This is a genomic window from Pelagibacterium luteolum (genome assembly GCF_900100665.1).
GTDB classification, from domain to species: domain Bacteria; phylum Pseudomonadota; class Alphaproteobacteria; order Rhizobiales; family Devosiaceae; genus Pelagibacterium; species Pelagibacterium luteolum.
Genome location: NZ_FNCS01000001.1, coordinates 248,431 through 268,951 on the forward strand (window position 1 = coordinate 248,431; position 20,521 = coordinate 268,951).

The window sequence follows — 20,521 nt, forward strand, 5'->3', positions numbered from 1 at the left end:
GCCGCAGGTGGCGCGGTGGCATCGGCCATCACTCGGTCGCCGGATGGCCATGGCCTTCAGGCGCCTTGGGCAGGAACCGCCCCACCCATTGGCCGAACCCTTCGACATAGGTCAGGATCACCGGCACGACGAGCAGCGTCAGCAAGGTCGAGCTGATCAGCCCGCCGATCACCGCATGGGCCATCGGCGCGTTCTGCTCGCTGCCCGGATGCAGTGCCAGAGCGAGCGGCAGCATGCCGAAGATCATCGCCGTCGTCGTCATGATGATGGGCCGGAACCGGGTCGCACCCGCCGCCATCAAAGCATCCTTGAGCGGCATCCCGGCGCGCACGTGCTGATTGCTATTGTCGACGAGGAGGATAGCGTTTTTTACCACCAGCCCCATCAGCATGATGAATCCGATCATCGAATACATGTTGAGCGTCGACCCGCCGACCAAAAGCCCCAGCAGCACCCCGACCAGCGACAGCGGCAAGGCGCTCATGATGGCGATGGGTTGCAAGAAGCTCCCGAACTGGCTGGCCAGCACCAGATAGATGAACACGACGGCAAGGATCAGCGCCGCGCCCATGCTGGCAGTGGTATCGGCCAGCATTTCCGCATCGCCCCCCTGCTCGATCGCCACCCCGGGCGGCAGATCGAGCGCGGCGACGGCCGCATCGATCTGTGCCACCACGTCACCAAGCAGTCCGTCGCCTATATTGGCGCTGATGGTGATCTGGCGCGCCAGCGCCTGGCGTTCGATTTCGCTCGGCCCCACCGTCTGGTTGAGGCTCGCCACCTGCCCCAGCGGCACCGAGACCGGCATATCGCCGTTCCGCATCTGCGCCACCGGCAGATTGGCCAGCCCGTCGATATCGGAGCGGAGGCTTTCCGGCAGCCGCACCATCACGTCGATACGGTCGTCGCGCTGATTGGTCCATTCGCTGGCCACTTCGCCTGCAATCATCACCCGCATGGCCGACCCGACCTGCTGCGCGGAAATCCCGAGATCGCTCGCCGCCTGACGGTCCATGACGATATCGAGCATCGGCTGCGCCTGCTGCGTGCTCATTCTGACATCGATTGCGCCGGGCACCGCCGCCACGGCATCGGCGATCATTTGCGCCCCCTCGGCGAGACCTTCGACAGTGCCCCCGCGCACGTTGAGGGTAATCGGCGCCCCACCGGCCCCGAGCCCACCACCGGCGCTCACCGTCAGATCGACGCCCGGCACGACGGCCGTCGCCTGCCGGATTTCCGAAATGATCTGCACATCCGACAGCGCCCGCTCGCCGGGATCGACGAGATTGACGCTGATCGCAGCCACGTTCTCCCCGCTCGCCGTGCCCGAATTGACGTTGGTATAGGTGTTTTCCACCCCATCGATGCCGCGCACGATGGCATCGACCTGCCGCGCCTTGATCGCCGTATAATCCTGCGACGAGCCGACCGGCGTTTCCATTTCGATACTGACGAGGCTGCTGTCGCTGGCCGGCATGAATTCGAACCCGACCATCGGCACCAGTGCAAAGCTCGAGATAAATATCCCCAGCGCCGCCAGAAGCGTCATCACCCGGTGCCGCAGGCTCCAGCCGAGCACCTTGGTATAGCGCCGCCCCACCGCCGCGAACCCGTGCTCGAATTTGCCGATCGCGCGCCCTAAAAACCCGCGCTTCGCGTCAGGCTGCGCATCGGGATCATACCAGACGCTCGACATCATCGGATCGAGCGTAAAGCTGACGAACAGCGAGATCAGCACCGCCACCGAAACCGTGACGCCGAATTGCAGGAAGAACTGCCCGACGATCCCGTCCATGAAGGCGAGCGGCAAAAACACCGCGCAGATCGAGAGCGTCGTCGCCAGAACCGCCAGCCCGATCTCATTGGTCCCGTCGAGCGCCGCCTGGAAATGGCTCTTGCCCATATGCAGATGCCGCGTGATGTTCTCACGCACAACGATCGCATCATCGATCAGAATGCCGATCGACAGCGTCAGCGCCAGCATGGTCATCATGTTGAGCGAAAAGCCCAGCATAGAAATCACCGCCAGCGTCCCCAAAATCGAGATCGGCAGCGTCATCCCGGTGATCACCGTCGACCGCCAGGAATTGAGGAACAGGAACACGATCGCCACCGCCAGCAGCGCGCCCTCCAGAAGCGTCGCTTCGAGCGTGTGGTAATTGGCCTCGATCTGCTCGGCGCTGTCCTGCAGCACCTCGATGCGGGCGCCCTCGAGCCGCCCGTCCTCATTGAGCTGGGCGACGGTCGCGTGAACCTCATGGGCGATCTCGACAGTATTGCCGCTATCGACCCGCGAAATGTTGATCGCCAGCGCCTGATTGCCGTTCTGGAGCGCCAGCCCGTCGAGCTCGGATTGCGCCAGAACGATCTCGGCGACATCGCCCAGATAGATCGTCTGTCCGCCCTGCTGCGCCACGACGATCGACGCGAAATCCTCGATCGTGTCGAGCTCGGTATTGAGCTGCACCGTCTGGACCAAGAGCCCGTCGACAACCGACCCCGAAGGGATCGTCATATTGTCGCTGGCAAAGGCGGACACCACTTCCGACACCCCGATGCCATAGGCGTTGAGCCGATCGGGATCGATCAGCACATCGACCTGTTCCTCGATCGAACCCACAACGCTCGCGCTGCCCACGCCTTCCACATTGGTCATGGCCGGCGCAACGACATCATTGGCGATCCGGGTCAGATCGGTCATCGTCTGCCCTTCCCCGCTCAGCGCCAGCGACATCATCGGCGTGGCCGTCGGGTCGAACCGCATCACCTGCGGCACGTCGGCGCCATCGGGCAGGCTCACCGCCGCCAACCTGTCGCGCACTTCCTGCGCCGCCTGCATGCTGTCGGTCTCGAGCGTGAACTGCACGATCACCGTCGAATGGCCCGAACTCGAGGTCGAAGAGACGGTCTCGATCCCCGAAAGCGTGTTGACCGCCTCTTCGATCACCTGGGAAATTTCGGTCTCGACCGCCTCGGGCGCAGCGCCCGTATAGGGCGTCAGAACCGCAACCACCGGAAAGTCGACATCGGGATATTGCTCGATCGCCATGCCGCGAAACGCGTTGATGCCGAACACCAGGATGGCGATCATCACCATGGTCGCAAATACGGGGTGGCGGACGCTGATCCGTGTCAAAAACATTGCTAGATGTCCCCGACGATAACGGTCTGGCCGATTTCAAGGCCCGACAGCGGCAGCGAAACGATCACGTCACCGCGCGCAACCCCCTCGGCAATCTCGACCAGCCCCAGCCGATCCCAGATCTTTTCGACGGTGATGTCCTGACGCACCAGGGCGCCATCGACCACCGCCAGCACATATCGATCCTCGCCTTCGCCCAGCACCGCATTTTGCGGCAGGGCAATGGCGTCGCTGGAGGCTTCGATAACGATCCGGCCCGAAACAAACATCCCGCCGCGCAACCGCGCGTCCGAATTGTCGAGCCCAAGATGGACGACGACCGATCGCGTCCCCTCTTCAGCGACGGGATTGATCCGCTCGACCTCCGCCTCGAACACCGACCCTTCGAGCCCCTGAACCGAAACGCTCGCCGTCTGGCCAACGGCGATCGCCGCCGATTGCGCAAGCGGCACCATGGCATCGACATTGAGCCGGCTCAGATCGACGATCGACAGCACCGCCGCCCCCTGGCTCACCACCTGCCCCGGCTCGACCATGCGGGCCGAGACCGTGCCCGAAAACGGCGCCTTGATGATCGTCCGCGCGATATTGGTTTCGACCTGTTCAAGCTGCGATTGCAGCGAGGCAAGGCTGGCCTCCAGCCCATCGACCTCGGCGATCGCCGCATCGAGCGTTGCTTGTGGGGTCAGCCCGCGATCGGCCAATGACCGGGTGCGATCAAGCGTCTGGCGCGCAGCGTTGAGCTGGATTTCCGTCGAATTGAGCGTGCTCTGCTGCTGGCGCAATTGCAGATTGAGATCTGTCGCATCGATTTCGACGAGGACGTCGCCCGCTTCGACAGTATCGCCGGTCTGGACATGAACCGCATTGGCGATCCCCGCCACCTGCGCGGAAATATCGGCGCGCTGGGCCGGCCGCACCGAGCCGGTAAACGAGATCGCCGACGAAAGATCGTGCATCTCGACTTCATAGACCTCGCTGCCATGCAGTTGCATGGCCCGCGGTTCGGCGGTCACGGGTTCCGATGTGACATCCTGGGCCTGCGGCGCATCGAGCGCTCCGCTCAGCGCCAGCCCGCCCCCGGCCACAAGCACCAGAACGAATGCGGCGCCCGCCCAGCGGCGCTTGGGCTTTGACGAAGAATGGGCAGCCGATGGGGTGTGTTCGTTCATGGTCCAGCACGTAAAGTGAGAAAAGGTGCTGGCATCAATCGGCGCGTTCCATTGCAGCAACATTGCAAGTCTGGCGCCAACCACGCAATGTTGGCGCAACCCAGCCCTGCCACTGGAGCATATCAAGGCAATGTCGTGCCCGTTCTTCCACATCGGATATGCGCGCAGGATTGAGAAATGCCCGGTGGCTGGGGACCGCTAAAGGGCGACAGAGGTAAGGACCGTCTGCATGCGCATATTACTGGTCGAAGACGAAGACGAGATGGCCAACCTCTTGCGCTCGGCCCTTGGACGTCACTCAATGGTCGTCGATCACGCCCCCACGCTCGAAATCGCCCGCGAGGCGTCCCTCAGCCACACCCACGACGCCGTGCTGCTCGACCGCAAGCTTCCCGATGGCGAGGGGCTCTCGCTCATCCCGCAATTACGGCGGCAGAACCCCGCCATGCCCATCATCGTCCTCTCCGCCCTCGGCTCGCTCGACAATCGCGTCACCGGCCTTGACGAAGGCGCCGACGATTATCTCGCCAAGCCGTTCTCAGTCGACGAGTTGATGGCCAGACTGCGCGCCGTCCTGCGCCGCCCCGCCCAGCTCCAGTCCGAAACCCTCACCATCGGCGCTCTGGACTTCGAACCCGAACACAACGCCGTCCGCATCAACGGCCAACCTGTCGACCTCCCCCGCCGCGAATTGCTGGCCCTCGAAGCGCTGATCAAGCGCGCCGGTCGCACCGTATCGCGCGAAACGCTCGAACAGGCCGTTTATGGCTTTGACGACGACATCGCCTCCAATGCGCTCGACGCTCATCTCTCGCGCCTTCGCCGCAAGCTCGCCGCAGCCCGCGTCGAAATCCACGCCATTCGCGGCATCGGCTATCTCCTGCGGGAAGTGCAATGATTTTAGGACACTGGAATTCGCTGCGCTACAAGCTGACCCGCAAGCTGGTCCTCTTGCAGATTCTGGCGCTTGTCGCCTTTGCGCTCATCGCCTCGGTGCCCATTTCGCGCTTTGCCTCAGGCGTCGGGCTCGACGACCGCATCGTCGGCGTCATCGCCGAAGCGATCACGGTCGAAAACGGAGTGCCCACGATTGGCGCCGGCAAGAAGCTCGCTGCCATCAGCACCCGGTTTCCCAATTTCTGGTACTACGCGCGCACCGAGGACGGCCAGGTCGTGAGCGATGGCCCGATCCCCGAAGCCTTCGGGCCGGCCCTTGAATATCTCGGCTTTATCTCCTTTGGCGATTTCGGCAGCGAGGATTTCCCCGAGGTCGCTTCCCTTATCGTGCGCCAGGCCAATTCCGATGCCGGGCCCCTCCACATCGCCACCGGTGGCGGCCCACGCTTTAGCTGGCTTTCGGTCGGCCTGTTATTTGCCAACAAATATTTCGTCATCTTTTCCGCAGCGCTTTCCCTGGTCCTGATCATCGCCATCCCGCTCACCTTGCGCCGCGCCCTGCGCGGGCTCGACAAGGTGGCCAAGGAGGCCGCCATGATCGATGTCGATCAGCCGGGCATGCGGCTCACCCCCGATGAAATCCCCCTCGAAATGCAGCCGCTCGTCGCAGCCTTCAACGACGCACTCGTTAGGCTCGACGACGGTATCGAGCGCCGCCAACGCTTCATGGCCGATGCGGCCCATGAATTGCGCACCCCCATCGCCATTCTCCAGACCCGCGTCGAACTCCTCTCCTCTTCGCCCGAGCGCACCCAATTGATGCTCGATGTCGCGCGCCTCTCCAACCTCGCCGACCAGCTTTTGGACCTGCAGCGCATCGATATCGGGCGCTCGCGGTTCGAAACCTTCGATCTCGTCAAACTCGGTGCCGAGGCGACCGCTGAAATGGCCCCTCTCGTCATCGCGTCGCAGGACGAGATCGCCTTTGAGAGCGACGTCGAGACCGTTCCCGTCAGCGGAGACAGGGTCGCCATGACCCGCGCCGTCACCAACCTCATCCAGAACGCCATCACCCATGCCGGGAAATCGGCAAGGATCACCGTCAAGGTGGCCGGCGACGGCACGCTCACCGTCGATGACAACGGCCCCGGCATCGATCCCTCCCAGCGCGCCAAGATTTTCGAGCCCTTCTACCGCGTCAAACCTTCCACCCGCGGCGCCGGTCTCGGTCTCAATCTGGTGCAGGAGATCGTCCTGCGTCACAAGGGCACCATCAAGGTCGGGCAATCCCCCAATGGCGGCGCCGCCTTCACCATCGCCCTTCCGCGCGTCGAAGCCTGAACGGCGCGCACGAAAAAGCCGGGCTCTAAAAGAACCCGGCTCGCAAGCGGCGTATGGTCGTTGACCTTAAACCAGCCCGGCGCGCTGACAGTCACCGAGCGACACGGTCCGGAGCGCAATGCCCGAAGCGATCGACTGGGCATGGGTCGGGCGATGGTCGAACCGGTCCGACGGGCTCATCGATGCAAGGTCCTCGCAATAGCGCACGACCGTGGGCAGGCCTTCAGCCGAAAGCGGAACGCCGCCGATTGTGGTCTGGGCGAAAGCGGGAAGAGCGAAAAGCGAAAGGGCAACAGCGAGCGTAGTCTTTTTAAGCATTTTTGGGTCTCCATTCAGGTTCTATCGCACCCGTCGAGGGGTGCGATGGAAAGACCCTAGAACCCCGACATTGCCCCAACATTGCACCGACACAATCCGAGTTCCCACGACGCTGTTGCCAACCGGCGTATAGCCTCGTCGATCATCGGCACAAACGCCGATCTCGAGCCATATGTTGAAGGTTGTGCACGCCCCGCTTGCCCCTTGGCCCCGCTCCATGCAAGGTGCGGCAATCTAATTGAACAGCAGACCACCGATCGCCGCAACTTCGCTTAAAGGCTTGAAAACATGGCAATAAACGACCCCTTCTTCGCATCCGGCGACCGCGATTGGACCGACACCGACCCAGGCGTCAAACGCCGAATCATGGTGTGGCGCGAAGACATGATGATGGTCGAAGTCACCTTCGAAAAAGGCGCCTCCGGCACCCCTCATGCGCATCACCACGTCCAGTCAACCTACGTGGTTGAAGGCGCGTTTGAGGTGACCATCGATGGAGTCACCCAAGTGGTTGAAAAAGGTGGCGCTTTTCTCGTCGCGCCCAATCTTGTGCACGGCGTAAAAGCGCTTGCTGCGGGCCATCTGATCGACGCCTTCAGCCCCATGCGCGAGGACTTTTTGTAAGACTTTATCCCCGCACCATCCCCGACGATCCATACTCCCGCCTGTGACAGACGGGAGTTTTTTGGATGTTTAAGGATAAACCGGCGCGCGACCGACGCTGAAATAGGTCCAGCCATCGCGCTTCAGGCGATCGGGCGCAAAGATGTTGCGACCGTCAAAGATCAGCTTGGTCGCCAGCCGCTCGGCCATTTCCTCGAAGTCGGGGGCGCGGAACTGCTGCCATTCGGTGCAGACCACCAGCGCATCGGCATCTTCAAGGGCGGAATATTTGTCCTTGGCCAGAACGAAATCGTCGCGCTGGCCATAAATACGACCCGTCTCGGCCATCGCGACGGGATCATAGGCCACCACCTTGGCGCCGGCATCCCATAGCGCCTCGATCAAAACCCGGGCCGGCGCCTCGCGCATGTCGTCGGTATTGGGCTTGAACGCCAGGCCCCAGACCGCGATGGTTTTGCCCGCAAGGGCTGACTTTCCGCCGAAATGGCTGGAAATCTTGTCGAAAATCGTCGTTTTCTGGCGATTGTTGACCGCCTCGACAGCAGCGATCAGCGGCGCGTCATAGCCGATATCGCTCGCCGTACGCCCAAGCGCCTGCACGTCCTTCGGAAAGCACGATCCCCCGTATCCAAGGCCGGGATAGATGAAGTGATACCCGATGCGCGGATCGGCCCCGATCCCCCGCCGCACCTCCTCGATGTCGGCCCCCAGCAGCTCCGCCAGATTGGCTATCTCATTGATAAAACTGATCTTTGTTGCCAGCATCGCATTGGCGGCATATTTGGTCAGCTCCGCTGACCGCACGTCCATATAGATCGTCCGGTCATGGCTGCGATTGAAAGGCTCATAGAGCTCCTTCATCACCTCACGCGCATGATCGGTCGCAGCCCCGATGATGATCCGGTCGGGCTTCAGAAAATCGTTGACCGCAGCGCCTTCTTTCAAAAATTCCGGGTTGGAAACCACATCGAAGTCGAGGTCCGAACCCCGCCCACCAAGGACGTCCCTCAGCTTGGCCCGCACCTTGTCGCTGGTCCCCACAGGCACCGTGGATTTGACCACCACCACCTTGCGCTTGTCCATTGATTTACCAATGGATTCCGCGACCGCCAGCACATATTTCAGGTCCGCCGCGCCACTCTCGTCAGGCGGCGTACCGACGGCAATGAACTGCACCTGCGCATGAGACACGGCCAGTTCGATATCGGTGGTAAACTCAAGCGTCCCGGCAGCGACATTGCGCGCCACGACATCTTCGAGCCCGGGTTCGTGGATCGGGATTTCACCGGCATTGAGCCGCGCGATCTTTTGAGCATCCACATCGACGCACACCACCTGATGCCCCACATCGGCCAGGCACGCACCGGTCACAAGCCCAACATAACCGGTACCGAAAATCGTAAGACGCATGGAAAACCCTTGCTAAACAACACTGCATCCGCCCGCGGCTAGAATTACGCGCATGCAGCATCCCAATGCAACACCCTTGTCGCTGCACCCGACGCGCGCCAAGCAGAAAATATTGCAATGGGACATTTCGGCAGAACTGGCAGAAACAAGCGCGCAATATTGCGCTCGCCTCAATTGCCGCACCGAACTTGAAAAAAATATTGAGCCACGCCGCTTTTCAGCAGCGCATCTAAGATAGACAGACGACAATCAAATTCGACCGGCACATCTAGCCGAGATAACGCCATCTCATGTGACATCTTGAATTTCCTCAGAGCCCGCTCGCCCTGACAAAACAAGCCGTTGCCACCGAATTGATCGGCAGCCCCGTGATTCAAGTTGACGGCGGTGCACGACTTGGAGAACATCTTTGTCCAGACAGTATGCTGCCGGGGCATAGGAGAGGCCCCAGCCAATGTTGATACGCAATTTGTTTCTTTCTGTATGCGTTGCGGCGCTGGCAGGCTCGGTCTCGCAGACCGCTTTTGCACAAGGCGATGATACCGAAACGCCTGCGTCACCGGCGGAAATCACCGACCAGATCGTAATCGACGATGTCGACATCTTCTTAGATGATGCGCTTTCGGCGCTTGTCGCCGAGGCTGATGCGGGTGACGGCGCAGCGGCCCTCGCCGTTGCCAAGGCACGCTTTGCCTCCGAGAGTCCCGAGGAACAGCGCCAAGGCGTCGACTACCTGATCAGCGCGCATGAAGCCGGCGCCAGCGAAGCCACTTTGATGCTCGCCAATCTCTACGAATCCGGCGGCTATGGCATGCTGCCCGATCTGGAACAGGCGGAAGAACTCTATGGCATCGCCATCGAGAATGGTTCGATCGACGCCAAGGTCTCGCTCGGCCGCCTTCTGGTCAACACGAGCTTTAGCGCAGCAGACAAGCAGCGCGGCCTGACGGCACTCGAAGAGGCCCACGCCGCCGGTTCGATATCTGCGGCCAATTTCCTCGCCGATCTCTACAGCACCGGCCGTGCAGTGCCCATCGATACGCAGACAGCGCTCGACTACTACAGTTTCGGCCTCGCATCGGGCAACACGACCTCGCTTCTGGCCGTCGGGGATATGTTGCGCACCGGCGCATTCCGGCTCCCGGCCCGACCCGATCTGGCCATGACGCTTTTCGAACGCGCCATCGCCAACGGGCAGGTTTCCGCCACTTATCGCATCGCCGACATGTACATCCGCGGGGAAGCGGTCGAGCAGGATATCGAGTTCGGAATGTCGATGCTCACCGCCCTCGCCAATAGCGGCGATGATGACGCCTATATCGCGCTGGGCGACCTTTACGCACGGGCTGAAATCCTGCCGCCCGATTTCGATCAGGCCGTCGCATTCTACCAACAGGCCGCCGAGACCAGCCCCACCGGCTATCTTCGTCTGGCGGGGCTTTATCTTGAGCCGCCTGTCGCCATGCCGCCGGAGCCACGCCGGGCCGTCGAATATTATGAAACCGCCGCCGAAATGGGCAGCACAACGGCGCTGCGGTCACTTGCCGATCTCTATCTTGAAGGGCGCGTTTTGGCGCCCAATCCCCAACGCGCCTTCGACCTGCTCGACGAGGCCGTATCGTTCGGCGATGGCACGGCGGCGACGCGCCTTGCCATCCTCCATGCCAACAACGAGCCGTTTCCCGCCGATTTCGACGCCGTGCAGCGCTATCTCTCGTTGGCGCTCGCCATGGGCAATTCGGCAGCCATCATCGATGTTTCGACGGCAATCGCCGAGGGCCCGCTGGTCAGAACCGTGCGCGACGATGCCTATAACTGGCTAAGGAGCGCCGCGGAAAGCGGGCTGCCTGGCGCCGCGTCGCGCCTCGCCCGCCTCCAACTCGATGGCCTGTTCCCGGCCGAAAGCCTCAGCGGGGTCATCGAAATGGTCCGCGCGTCGGCCAATAGCGGCGATAAGGCCGCGGCCCGCTTCATCATCGGTCTCTACCGTGACGGTTACGGGCTTTTGATGTCGCCCGATCTGGCCGCCGCCCAGGACTATGTCGACCAATACGCGCCTCTGCTCGGACCGGAGGAAACAACCATCGAACAGATTCGGCTCGAAGCCAGCCGAGGCCAGAGCCTTGAGGTGTTCGAAACGATCCTCGCCCAGTACAAGTCCCTGACGCCAGCCACCTCGATCACGTTCCTCGACCAGCTACGCCAGGAAAACGACCGTGCCTTCGTCTTTGTCGTCCAAAGCGAATTGACCGAGGAGGGGCTGTTTGCGGGCGTTCCCAATGGCACCATGGATGGGCTGACCATTCAAAGCTTCAACGCCGCGTGTGCCGCTGCAAATGCCATGACCGAATGCCTTCCCGGTCCGATGACCGGCGCGACGGCGCGGGTGATCGGACGCTATATCTGGGGCCCTCGCCCGGCCTCCTAACCCCTTCGCACAGGCAGCCAGTCAGTGACCGATTTCAGCGTCATCGTACCGCTCTACAACAAGCGCCCCCATATCGAGCGCGCCTTGCAATCGATATTTGCCCAAACGCTGCCCGCGCGCGAAGTCATCATCATCGACGATGGATCGACCGATGGCAGTCGGGACTATGTCCAGGCCATGGATGACGAGCGGGTTAAACTCATCCTGCGCAACCAGCCCGGGCCCGGAGGCTATGCGGCGCGAAATGCCGGGATCGGGGCCGCCTCGGGCGAATGGATCGCATTCCTTGATGCCGACGACGTGTGGATGTCCGGGCATCTCAGGGCGCTGTCCGATGCGATTTCGCGTGTGAGTGAACCTGTCGGCTGCGCTTTCTCGCGCTGGGAAATCGTTGAGGACGACAAAAATCTCCCGCCCTACATACCCCGCGACACCATTGCGCCTCACGTGACACTGTCACTCGACGACATCCTCTCGGTGTGGCTGAAAGACAAATACTGCCCGATCTGGACTGGCGTCGTTGCCATCAGGAAGACGATCTTTGAGACGGCGGGACTCTTTCCCGAAGGTCGCGCCCTGCGCGGCGGCGACAAGGACATGTGGCTGCGCGCCATCGCCGCCGGTAAGTCGGTCCATACCCCCGAGGTCACCGCAGAGTTCCATCAGGACGCCGTCAATCGCGTGACCAAACGGACCAATCACCGGGCTTTGCCGATCATCAATTCTTCGATCGCCGACATTCTCGAGCGCACGCCCGATCCTCACACGAGGCGCCAGCTCAAGCACATCGCCAACCACGAACTGGTCAACTATGCCCGCTTCGTGGCCGGTGCGCGCCAGACAGTACCTCTCGATTTCGCGCGTTCGCTCTATATGCCGGAAGGCGCAATGGATGCGCTCAAGCTTGGTGCATACATGGCGGCTGGCAGCGTTTTGCAGTTTACCAGCCCATCCAAGGACAGGGTTGGAGCCGGCAATGTCCAGTAACCCGCCAGATGAAACGGACATCGCGCCCTCAAGTCGTGTGACCTCTGATACCCGCGATCTCGACGCGCTCTCGCGGCCGCACAAGCGCGGTTGCCTGCCCGATCTACCCACCGTCATCTGCTACCTAAAGGCCGATCTCTATCGCTATCACGGCGACGGGCGCCTCAAGTTCTGGCGCCATTTCCTGTTTACCCCAGGCTACAAATATACGGTCTGGATGCGGCTGGCGGGGTGGGCCAGCAATAGCAAACTCACGCTGTTTACCTTCGGCTGGTTCCTCAAATGGATGCTGATGCGGTGTCGGTACAAATATGGGATCGCCATCCCTGAATACACCGAGATCGGCCCGGGGCTGTTCATCAATCGCTTCGGCGCGATCTACATGAATGGGGATGCCGTCATCGGGGCGAATGTGAACATCGCTCAGATGACTCTTATCGGCCAGGCCAATCGCGGCAAACGCGCCGGTTCTCCGACAGTCGGCGACCGGGTCTATGTCGGGGTCGGGACATGTATCGTGGGTCGGATCACGGTAGGTAATGGCGTGGTGGTCGGTGTCAATTCGGTCGTGTCGCGCGATATACCCGAAGACGCCGTGGTGGCCGGTACGCCCGCTGAAATCCTCTCGATGCAGGGATCGACGGGTTACATCAACCGCATGGTTCCCGATGCGATGATCCGGACCTGTTACCAGCTCCGCGACCGGGGCCGCGGGACAGGGCACAGATCGGCCAGTTCGGACATGTCAGGTGAATAATGCCACGACGGGCAGGGTCGCGGCGATAACGAAAAGCCAGGCGCCAATAGCAAGCAACACGACCGTCCATCCACGCGGGATGCGCCATCCTTCGCCAGAAAAACCTTTGTCCTTTGGCACTTCATGTTCCCGCGACACGCTCGCGATTAAGCTAGCGAGTATAGATAACCAAATTCTAAAGTTTAGGTCGAATCGTTTTGGTTACGACTATTTTCGCAAATACTGTGCCGCAGGCCAAAGGACCGCGTCTTTAAAGCGCACCTCAAAAAATGAAGAACAACACGATTGCGGCGATGACCAAGCCCCACGACGCGACCGCCAGCATGATGACGGTTGCTATGCGCGTCCGCCAAATGGGCACTGACCGCTGCTGGTCCATGCCCTCATCGTCCTGCGCAGGCGGCCTTGGCGCAAATTTCGTGTTTTGATTCATGACGTTCTCAGCACTGGACATCATACTAGCCCCGATTGACTGCCATAGTTAGGGGCTTGTACAGTTTTCAATTGACCCTTTTGTGAACCAGAATTCTTTTAATGACCAGCCCCAAGGGCGGGATCACGCCGAATCTGAGATCGTAAATATACTGATCGACCCGGTGCGGGTTTGCCAGCCGCAAAATTGAGAAAGCAGCGCCTCAGTGCAACAGCCCTACGTGTTTGTCATCAACTCGCTGGTCGGTGGAGGCGCGGAGCGTGTGATGGCAAGGATTCTGTGCAATGCCGCCGATCACGCCGGAGCCCATCCTCTCCATCTCGTGCTACTCGATATCGAACCCCCGGCCTATGAAGTCCCGGGATTTGTAACGGTCCACCAACTCGATACGGGTGGCTCGACGCTAAAGGGCATTCTTGGTCTTTATCGACTTCTCAGCAAATTGCGGCCCAGAGCATGCCTGAGTTTTCTCACGCGCTCCAACATGATCGCCGTCATCGTTTGCCGCCTGCTGTCGATCCGCTGCGTGATCAGCGAGCGCGTTCACTCAACGAGCCATCACGGAAATTCAATCCCTGGGCGTGCAGCAAAAATTCTGACAAGGCTGCTCTACCCTCGTGCAGATGCAGTCATCGCTGTTTCGGACGGCATTGCAGATGATCTGTCTGACAATTACGGCGTCGACCGCGACAAGATCATCACCATCCCCAACCCGATCGATGAGGTATCGACACGCCAGATGGCGGCAGCACCGACGGAGTTGTCAGTAACGCGCCCACTCATCGTGGCCATGGGACGGCTGGTGCCCAACAAGAATTTTTCCATGCTAATCGAGGCGTTCGCGAAGTCGCAGATCAAGGGCACACTGATCATCATGGGCGAAGGCCCAAAGCGAGCCGCGCTCACCGCCCAGATCGACGCACTATCGGGAAAGGGAAGAGTGCAACTGCCGGGTTTTCTGGCCAACCCATTCGCCATCGTCGCAAGCGCCGATTGCTATGTGCTGCCCTCAAATGGCGAGGGGTTTCCCAATGGGTTGATCGAAGCCATGATCCTGGGCCGCCCTGTCATCGCCACCAATTGCCACTCCGGCCCGAGCGAAATCCTTGCTGATCGCCCCTATTTCGAAATCAACGCAGTACACGAGGCCCCCTATGGCGTGCTCGTGCCAACAAATGATCCCGGCGCGATGGCGGAAGCGCTGCAAAAGGTTCTGGCGCCCGGCGAGTTTGGCGACCGCTCGACGCGCGCGCTCAAAGGCGCACAGCGCTATCAACTCGGGCCAACGGTGGCGCGTTACTTCCAGGTTCTTGATCCCGAGCGCCACATCGAAGCCGCCAGCCCCGCCCTGCGACAGGTCAACTAGGTTTCAAACCGTCATGGGTTCATTTCGATCTTAAACCGAAACACCGAGCGCGAGATCGTAGAGCCGTCCCTTCAGCCCCCGCTCGCCATCGGGGCGTCCCGACACCCGAAGCGGCGCGTTGCCCTCAAAAAGTTCCTCAACAGCGCCTGGCGTCGATGCGACGGGACTGCCGTCAACGCTCATCGTCAATCGGCCGGCCGCGTCGCGCTCGACAGCAACACTATAGCGCTGGCCCTCCACAAGGACGGGCCCGACGAGGATATTTTCTTCTTGTAACCGACCCGAACTCGACCAGTAAAAACAGATGGCATTCGCCTCATTGAGCCCGAGGCGAAACGAGCGTTCATGGCCCGAACTTGCCCAACGCGTCACGATATCGGGTGGTTGGCCGTAATCCATCTGATCGAGCGCGAATTCGGCACGGATGAAAAACGGGCCGGTCAACAGCATCACCGGCGTCGACTGAACCTCGAAAAAACTTCGGTTCTCATCAAAAACAAACGCGCCATCTTCGACCATGGCGCCTTCGCTCATTACGACCGGATGCACCCCGGTTGCATCCCGAACGGCGCCATCCTCCAAAGCAAGCGCAAAGGCGACACCTTCAGCCACCGGGTTGGCGATGCCTGCAACACTTATGGTCTGGGTGTGCGCTTCGCCACGAGCATCCCTGGCGACCACCACAATCGTGCCCGATCCACCGACACCTGCAGCGGCAACTGTGAGTTGATCGCCGTCAATGACCGCATCGAACCCGCCATCGCTCGCGGACAATCGCCACGACACAGGGCCATCGGCCGTGAGCCCCATGGTCACGCTAGTGCTCGATATGACGTCCATGGCATCTGCCGACGTGATCGTGTCGGCCGCCGGCCCATCTGCAGATCCCAGCAACAACACCGATGTCGGCTCGGTCGCGTAGAAGATTTCCGAAGTCGATCCCGCGCCCGAGATCTCGGTATCGATAAAGTGGGCCGCGACATTGCCGCCCTCTGCCAACACCGGTCGCTCCACTGCCCCCCCCTGCAACCGACCGCGGCGGAAGATGATGGAGGCCGCAGTGCGCTCTCCACCCGCCCCGCCATTGAGCCAGACGTGATGAGCGCCACCGCTGCCGCCCCGTTTGCGTGGACGCAGGCTTGCGCAATCTTCCAAAATCATCGGCTGGGCGCCGACGCCGCCCCAAAGCCGGTAGTTACGCTTGGAATCTTCAGCGACGCAGCCGACAAGGACAGTCGTTTCCGACTTGAGGTCGTAGGCGCTGTCGGAATGGCCCGCGGAACGATGATTTTCGATCCGAATATCGTAGTTTCCGCGCTCGCTAGCCACCCCGTCAGCGTTCCAATAGGCTTCGGCGTCTCCGCCCTGGTTATCGAGGGAATTGATGGTGAAGCCGCCACGAATGGTCAGCCCGTGCGCCTCGTTATGCGCCTCGATACCGACAGCAAACTGGTCACCGAATTGCCAGCGACTATCGAGTTCGCAGTCCTCGATCAACCAGTCCCGGCTGTTGCCATGAAAGCGGATTGCCTTCTTCGAAAATCCCTGGCCATTGAACCTGCGGATCGTGACGTCGCGGCAGGCTGAGCGGGAGTCCGTGTAGATGCCATCGCGGACGTTGAGAAAATCAACGTCCTCAACAGTGATCCCGCGCGAGCGCTGCGCCTCGAGATTGATCACCCGACCGAAATGGCGCGCTTCGAAATTCGCGAAATAAATGTGCGATGCGTCGTCCATGATGCGAAATAGCGTGTTGCCGCCAAATTCGCTTGCATCCACCGCGCCGCGCTCGTTCGATGGCGAGGTCCAACGGCGGCGATTGCCCTCAAAGACGGCCCGTCCGCCATTTCGAGCCGCACCCACGATCAGCACTGGAGCGCCTTGCCGACCACCGGTCGCGATACGCAGTGCTTCCTCGACCACATACGTTCCGCCCAAAAGAAAAATCGTTCCGCCAGCGCCAAGCCTCGCGACGAGTTCGGGCAGCAATGTGATGGAAGCGGGGTCGTCCGGCGACACGCCGGTCCCAGCCCCATTCGGCGCAACATAGGCCTCCTTCTGCTCTACTTCCATGGCCATGAGGGCCAATGGCAGCCCGAGGCTGCCAACCGAACCGAGCAGAAAGGCACGACGTTTCATAAATAGCCTGTAGCTTTTTACCTATGCCGGGCGAGCAAACCCCTTGCGGCGGTGAGTGAAAAGCGCAATCGAACGCATCGCGATGCGGACGACAATACGCAACAAACCAAACTGCGCAGATCAGTTCGGACTGGCAGAATTGCCCCTTGGGCGATCATCGGTTCCAAACGGAGCATTCCTGTTGCCGGCTGAGATAGCAGCTGTGATTGCGAAATCGCATGCGTTCAGCGTGTTGGCGATCAGCAGTAATTGTTCTTGCTGGAACGGGTCAGTCGACTGACTGCGCGCGAGAAGCGTGGCTTCTACGATTTCGCTTTCGAGTACACACTCGGGTGTGAGCAGAAGCTCAGCGAGTGCAACAACGAGATCAGCGATTGAACTGTTGAATTCGTCTTCCGGCAATGTGCGCGATATCGCGGCGAGGTAAAGCCCTGTCGCGCCAACGCACTGGCCCTCGAGCCGATGGCCATCACCGTCTGCGGCAACTTCCTCCAGCGCAACCTGGCGACAGATGGATATGACCGAACCAAACGAGTCCTGGGACACCGCGGGACCCGCGAAAGCTACTAAGCTTGACCCGACAACAGCAACTGCAAGCAACAATCGACGCATAACCAAACCCTCAAAACGCCGCATTAAAAATTTAATACTTCGTTAATCGAGAGTCAATTGCGTTTATGAGCAACATCATATGATTTGGTCGCATTAACTTGGATCAATAAAGTCTTAGTTATGGGATGACCAAGTCAACAAGCCCGCTTGCGAAATTCTTTCGATTCGATATCCGGAATTTTGCAGCAAGACGATCGATGACTGCAGATTATCTAGAACAACATCGCCTTGATCGGTTCGAACGACAAGTATCGCGTGACCTTCCCCGGACGATGTTCGGGTGAAAGCGAAACTCAAAGCGCCCGCAGGCACACCGGACGCAATTAACTGCTGATGCTTGGTCAGCACATAGTCTTCGCAATCACCATATCGCGCGCCGAGCGTCCAGCTGTCTGTCTGCGCGTCGGCACGCGGTCGGATAGCCGCGTTCACTCGTGCATTGATCCCGCTCAGCAGTTCCGACACCTCCGTCGACCATTTCACGGCTGCAGCAGGGGTCGGTCGGCAGGTCGACGGGTCTTTGAGGCAATAGAGTTGGAGGCCGATAGGCGGGCGCACATTGGAGTTGGCGATCGCTGCAGAACTCATGGCCAGGATGGCCGTTGCGCCAATCAATACTGCCCTAAGCATATCCATCGCACCCACCCCGCATCAAAGACGAAGGTGACGCAGAACCGCTTAACAATTTACCAATCGCATGATGTCAGCGTATCATCTGCAATCATCGATCCTGCGATCGGCACAAATGAGCATTACCCTGCCAAACGAACGGATGCTTATTGTCGCTTTAGGCCTCTGCCTGTCCGTTTTGGGTATCTTCGCGCTTTTAAGCGAAACATCTCAACGCCGTCCTGTGGGCGCGATCGATACCGATCGTCTTGCCGCGATAGCGTCGAACACCGATCGACCAGGACTATCGACGGCCTCGCAACTGGGTTTTCTCTTTGAATGCCGTCGCGCCATGACATCGATCGTTGGGCGTGCTCAACCGAGCAGCCTCAGAGATGAGGTCAGTCGATCCTGTCTCAACAGCGCGCTCGAGATGACCACACGGTCGCCGACATTTTCCGTCGCATGGTTGACGGCCGCTGTCGCCGCCGTGCAACTGCGCGACTGGCCCGCCTTCGAGCGTTCTATCGAAAAATCCTACATCACCGGCGCCAATGAACAATGGGTCGCAGAACTGCGTGTCGACCTCGTATCCGATCATCGCGACCGACTTGATGAGGCGCTTCTTTCAGCGCATAGGGCCGACTTGATATTGTTGCTGTCCCACGACAGGGGTCGGCAGTTTCTGGCAGATCGCTACGTCGCCCTCACAGCATTTCGCGATGAGATCGACACGATTCTTCCTAGCCTTGACGAAAGCGTTTCGCGCCGCTTTCTCAATCTCGCGGAACGCAGGGAAGTCCGACGGCAGCGTCAAATCGATGCGCAAACACGATGACGACGATCGGCAATAGACTGCGATATGGCCTTGCACCCTTGCCCCAATCCTGGCTCACGACGGCTATTCTGATCTTTCTCGCGCTGATCCCGATCCCCTTAGGCGCCAACCGCCCGTTGGTCTGGATCATCGGCGGGATCGCTCTTGGGATTTTCGGGACTTTGATAGGCGTGATGGGCGTCCGGCGCGCCTCGCGCGAAAAATTGCCGATGGGTATCGTGCTCGTTGGCGGCGCCTTTGCCGTTCATATCCTGGCGCTCCTCATTCAGCTCCTGCCGATTGGATATCTCCTGCCCAGCCTGCCCGGCTTAGCCGACATTTCGACGGTGCAGATATCGCTCTCGCCAGGCGACACGGTGTTGATGCTGATCCGGGCCCTGTCATATGCGCTGCTGTTTCTCATCGTGTTCATGACCATGCGCGACAGGATACGATCACGCGCTGCGCTCTATGGCATGTACGCAATTCTCTGCGCCCATGCCGCATTGGCGCTGATCATGTTTCGGGCCGGCGACACGATGCTTGGAATGGAGAAATGGGCCTACGCAGGCGCGGTGACAGGAACATTCGTCAACCGCAACTCTCTGGCCACCTTCATGGCCTTTGGGTTCGTTTTGGGTGTGACGCTGTTGCTTGACACATTGTTTGCAATCGGCCGCCGCAGGCTGCGCTATGGCCGGCAGGATCGCGACTGGCTCCGCCCTATTCTGATAGTCATCGGGCTGGGGCTGATCGTAACCGCACTCCTGGGGTCTCAGTCCCGCATGGGCGCGATTGCGGCGTGCGCCGGCGCATTGGTCGTTCTCGCCATCACCGCGATCAGGCTGAAGCGATTGCCGTTCAATCCAGCCTTGCTTGCCGCTGGATTGGTTCTGCTCCTCGCCCCGGCACTCTATCTCAACCTCGAGGGCCTCATGGGACGGTTCGCGACTGTGGATCAGTCGTGGTCCATTCGCGCCGAGCTCTATCGGCAAGTGCGCGACATCATCATGCTGCGCCCTCTGACTGGCATCGGCGGCGGGGCATTTGAAGTCGTCTTTCCCCTCTTTCACGAAGGCGCACTGGGTAGTGACAGGCTATGGGACAAAACCCACAGTTCCTATCTCGCGCTATGGAGCGAATTAGGGCTGATCGCCGGATCAGCAGTACCGGCATCAATTTCCGCCGCCGCCATATTGATGGCGAGTAAATTGCGGTACAGCCGAGCATTTATGCCGCAAATTACCGCTGCTGTGGGTATCATTACCACCGCAGCACTTCATGCCACTGTGGACTTCAGTCTCGAAATACAAGCAGTCGCCTATTGGTTTACAGCCTTTATTGCCATAGGACTGGCCTCTCTTTACCCACAATCCTCTTCACGAACGATTGCGCGAAACCGAAGTTTACCTTGAGCAATAGTTGGCCTATCCAATAGCTGTTGGGGTGGATAAAGTTCTCCTTCC

17 protein-coding genes are annotated in these 20,521 nt (G+C 60.2%); 10 read left to right on the plus strand and 7 right to left on the minus strand.

Annotation, left to right across the window (positions count from 1 at the left end; all coding sequences use genetic code 11):
* Window positions 1-28: 28 nt before the first annotated feature.
* Together BLR31_RS01185 and BLR31_RS01190 are read right to left on the minus strand one after the other, a co-directional pair.
* Entirely contained in the window at window positions 29-3,145 is a 3,117-nt protein-coding gene (locus BLR31_RS01185) for an efflux RND transporter permease subunit (protein ID WP_090590032.1), read from the minus strand.
* A gap of 2 nt (window positions 3,146-3,147) precedes the next feature.
* Complete coding sequence (locus BLR31_RS01190) at window positions 3,148-4,317, minus strand: efflux RND transporter periplasmic adaptor subunit (RefSeq protein WP_176762450.1); 1,170 nt, start codon at window positions 4,315-4,317, stop codon at window positions 3,148-3,150.
* Window positions 4,318-4,546: 229 nt separating this feature from the next.
* Here BLR31_RS01190 and BLR31_RS01195 point away from each other — a divergent pair, with 229 nt between their 5' ends.
* Together BLR31_RS01195 and BLR31_RS01200 are read left to right on the plus strand one after the other, a co-directional pair.
* Window positions 4,547-5,215 carry a response regulator transcription factor gene (locus BLR31_RS01195; RefSeq protein WP_090590039.1) on the plus strand — a complete coding sequence of 223 codons (669 nt, stop codon included), beginning with the start codon at window positions 4,547-4,549 and terminating at the stop codon, window positions 5,213-5,215.
* Window positions 5,212-6,555 carry a sensor histidine kinase gene (locus BLR31_RS01200; protein WP_090590042.1) on the plus strand — a complete coding sequence of 448 codons (1,344 nt, stop codon included), beginning with the start codon at window positions 5,212-5,214 and terminating at the stop codon, window positions 6,553-6,555. The genes BLR31_RS01195 and BLR31_RS01200 overlap by 4 nt, the downstream gene beginning before the upstream one ends.
* A 66-nt stretch (window positions 6,556-6,621) precedes the next feature.
* Here the strand turns inward: BLR31_RS01200 and BLR31_RS01205 are convergent, their stop codons facing one another.
* Window positions 6,622-6,873: a hypothetical protein gene (locus BLR31_RS01205; RefSeq protein WP_090590047.1), complete on the minus strand. Its 252-nt coding sequence runs from the start codon at window positions 6,871-6,873 to the stop codon at window positions 6,622-6,624.
* Window positions 6,874-7,161: 288 nt separating this feature from the next.
* On the opposite strand from BLR31_RS01205, the gene BLR31_RS01210 reads away from it, so the two are divergent.
* Window positions 7,162-7,497: a cupin domain-containing protein gene (locus BLR31_RS01210; RefSeq protein WP_090590051.1), complete on the plus strand. Its 336-nt coding sequence runs from the start codon at window positions 7,162-7,164 to the stop codon at window positions 7,495-7,497.
* Between the two features lie 69 nt (window positions 7,498-7,566).
* Here the strand turns inward: BLR31_RS01210 and BLR31_RS01215 are convergent, their stop codons facing one another.
* On the minus strand, window positions 7,567-8,907 hold the full coding sequence (locus tag BLR31_RS01215; RefSeq protein WP_090590055.1) for a UDP-glucose dehydrogenase family protein: 1,341 nt from the start codon (window positions 8,905-8,907) through the stop codon (window positions 7,567-7,569).
* Between the two features lie 52 nt (window positions 8,908-8,959).
* Here BLR31_RS01215 and BLR31_RS21295 point away from each other — a divergent pair, with 52 nt between their 5' ends.
* From BLR31_RS21295 to BLR31_RS01240, 5 genes are all read left to right on the plus strand, one after another.
* Window positions 8,960-9,145 (plus strand): hypothetical protein, encoded by a 186-nt coding sequence (locus BLR31_RS21295; RefSeq protein WP_143009277.1) that lies wholly within the window; start codon window positions 8,960-8,962, stop codon window positions 9,143-9,145.
* A 216-nt stretch (window positions 9,146-9,361) separates the two neighbouring features.
* Window positions 9,362-11,335 (plus strand): tetratricopeptide repeat protein, encoded by a 1,974-nt coding sequence (locus BLR31_RS01225; RefSeq protein ID WP_090590063.1) that lies wholly within the window; start codon window positions 9,362-9,364, stop codon window positions 11,333-11,335.
* 24 nt (window positions 11,336-11,359) lie between these two features.
* Window positions 11,360-12,322, plus strand: coding sequence for a glycosyltransferase family 2 protein (locus BLR31_RS01230; protein WP_090590068.1), 963 nt, complete (start codon window positions 11,360-11,362; stop codon window positions 12,320-12,322).
* Complete coding sequence (locus tag BLR31_RS01235) at window positions 12,312-13,079, plus strand: LbetaH domain-containing protein (protein ID WP_143009278.1); 768 nt, start codon at window positions 12,312-12,314, stop codon at window positions 13,077-13,079. Before BLR31_RS01230 ends, BLR31_RS01235 begins: the two co-directional genes overlap by 11 nt.
* Before the next feature lie 653 nt (window positions 13,080-13,732).
* Window positions 13,733-14,878, plus strand: a complete 1,146-nt coding sequence (locus tag BLR31_RS01240) for a glycosyltransferase (RefSeq protein WP_090590076.1) — start codon at window positions 13,733-13,735, stop codon at window positions 14,876-14,878.
* A 30-nt stretch (window positions 14,879-14,908) separates the two neighbouring features.
* Here BLR31_RS01240 and BLR31_RS01245 read toward each other — a convergent pair whose 3' ends face one another.
* The 3 genes from BLR31_RS01245 to BLR31_RS01255 all read right to left on the minus strand — a co-directional run bounded on the left by BLR31_RS01245 (window position 14,909) and on the right by BLR31_RS01255 (window position 18,265).
* Window positions 14,909-17,017 (minus strand): LamG-like jellyroll fold domain-containing protein, encoded by a 2,109-nt coding sequence (locus BLR31_RS01245; RefSeq protein WP_090590080.1) that lies wholly within the window; start codon window positions 17,015-17,017, stop codon window positions 14,909-14,911.
* Between the two features lie 120 nt (window positions 17,018-17,137).
* On the minus strand, window positions 17,138-17,563 hold the full coding sequence (locus BLR31_RS01250) for a hypothetical protein (protein ID WP_090590084.1): 426 nt from the start codon (window positions 17,561-17,563) through the stop codon (window positions 17,138-17,140).
* 180 nt (window positions 17,564-17,743) lie between these two features.
* Window positions 17,744-18,265 (minus strand): transglutaminase-like cysteine peptidase, encoded by a 522-nt coding sequence (locus BLR31_RS01255; protein ID WP_090590088.1) that lies wholly within the window; start codon window positions 18,263-18,265, stop codon window positions 17,744-17,746.
* A gap of 109 nt (window positions 18,266-18,374) precedes the next feature.
* Here BLR31_RS01255 and BLR31_RS01260 point away from each other — a divergent pair, with 109 nt between their 5' ends.
* Both BLR31_RS01260 and BLR31_RS01265 read left to right on the plus strand, forming a co-directional pair.
* On the plus strand, window positions 18,375-19,076 hold the full coding sequence (locus BLR31_RS01260) for a hypothetical protein (RefSeq protein WP_143009280.1): 702 nt from the start codon (window positions 18,375-18,377) through the stop codon (window positions 19,074-19,076).
* Entirely contained in the window at window positions 19,073-20,470 is a 1,398-nt protein-coding gene (locus tag BLR31_RS01265; protein ID WP_090590096.1) for an O-antigen ligase family protein, read from the plus strand. The genes BLR31_RS01260 and BLR31_RS01265 overlap by 4 nt, the downstream gene beginning before the upstream one ends.
* Window positions 20,471-20,521 lie beyond the last annotated feature (51 nt).

Bases quoted from the DNA above. Each gene is read 5' to 3' on its own strand.
- BLR31_RS01235 (WP_143009278.1), top strand. From the start codon at position 12,312: ATGTCCAGTAACCCGCCAGATGAAACGGACATCGCGCCCTCAAGTCGT.
- BLR31_RS01225 (WP_090590063.1), top strand. From the start codon at position 9,362: ATGTTGATACGCAATTTGTTTCTTTCTGTATGCGTTGCGGCGCTGGCA.
- BLR31_RS01255 (WP_090590088.1), bottom strand. From the start codon at position 18,265: ATGGATATGCTTAGGGCAGTATTGATTGGCGCAACGGCCATCCTGGCC.
- BLR31_RS01205 (WP_090590047.1), bottom strand. From the start codon at position 6,873: ATGCTTAAAAAGACTACGCTCGCTGTTGCCCTTTCGCTTTTCGCTCTT.
- BLR31_RS21295 (WP_143009277.1), top strand. From the start codon at position 8,960: ATGCAGCATCCCAATGCAACACCCTTGTCGCTGCACCCGACGCGCGCC.
- BLR31_RS01195 (WP_090590039.1), top strand. From the start codon at position 4,547: ATGCGCATATTACTGGTCGAAGACGAAGACGAGATGGCCAACCTCTTG.
- BLR31_RS01245 (WP_090590080.1), bottom strand. From the start codon at position 17,017: ATGAAACGTCGTGCCTTTCTGCTCGGTTCGGTTGGCAGCCTCGGGCTG.
- BLR31_RS01260 (WP_143009280.1), top strand. From the start codon at position 18,375: ATGAGCATTACCCTGCCAAACGAACGGATGCTTATTGTCGCTTTAGGC.
- BLR31_RS01265 (WP_090590096.1), top strand. From the start codon at position 19,073: ATGACGACGATCGGCAATAGACTGCGATATGGCCTTGCACCCTTGCCC.
- BLR31_RS01215 (WP_090590055.1), bottom strand. From the start codon at position 8,907: ATGCGTCTTACGATTTTCGGTACCGGTTATGTTGGGCTTGTGACCGGT.
- BLR31_RS01185 (WP_090590032.1), bottom strand. From the start codon at position 3,145: ATGTTTTTGACACGGATCAGCGTCCGCCACCCCGTATTTGCGACCATG.
- BLR31_RS01190 (WP_176762450.1), bottom strand. From the start codon at position 4,317: ATGAACGAACACACCCCATCGGCTGCCCATTCTTCGTCAAAGCCCAAG.
- BLR31_RS01210 (WP_090590051.1), top strand. From the start codon at position 7,162: ATGGCAATAAACGACCCCTTCTTCGCATCCGGCGACCGCGATTGGACC.
- BLR31_RS01200 (WP_090590042.1), top strand. From the start codon at position 5,212: ATGATTTTAGGACACTGGAATTCGCTGCGCTACAAGCTGACCCGCAAG.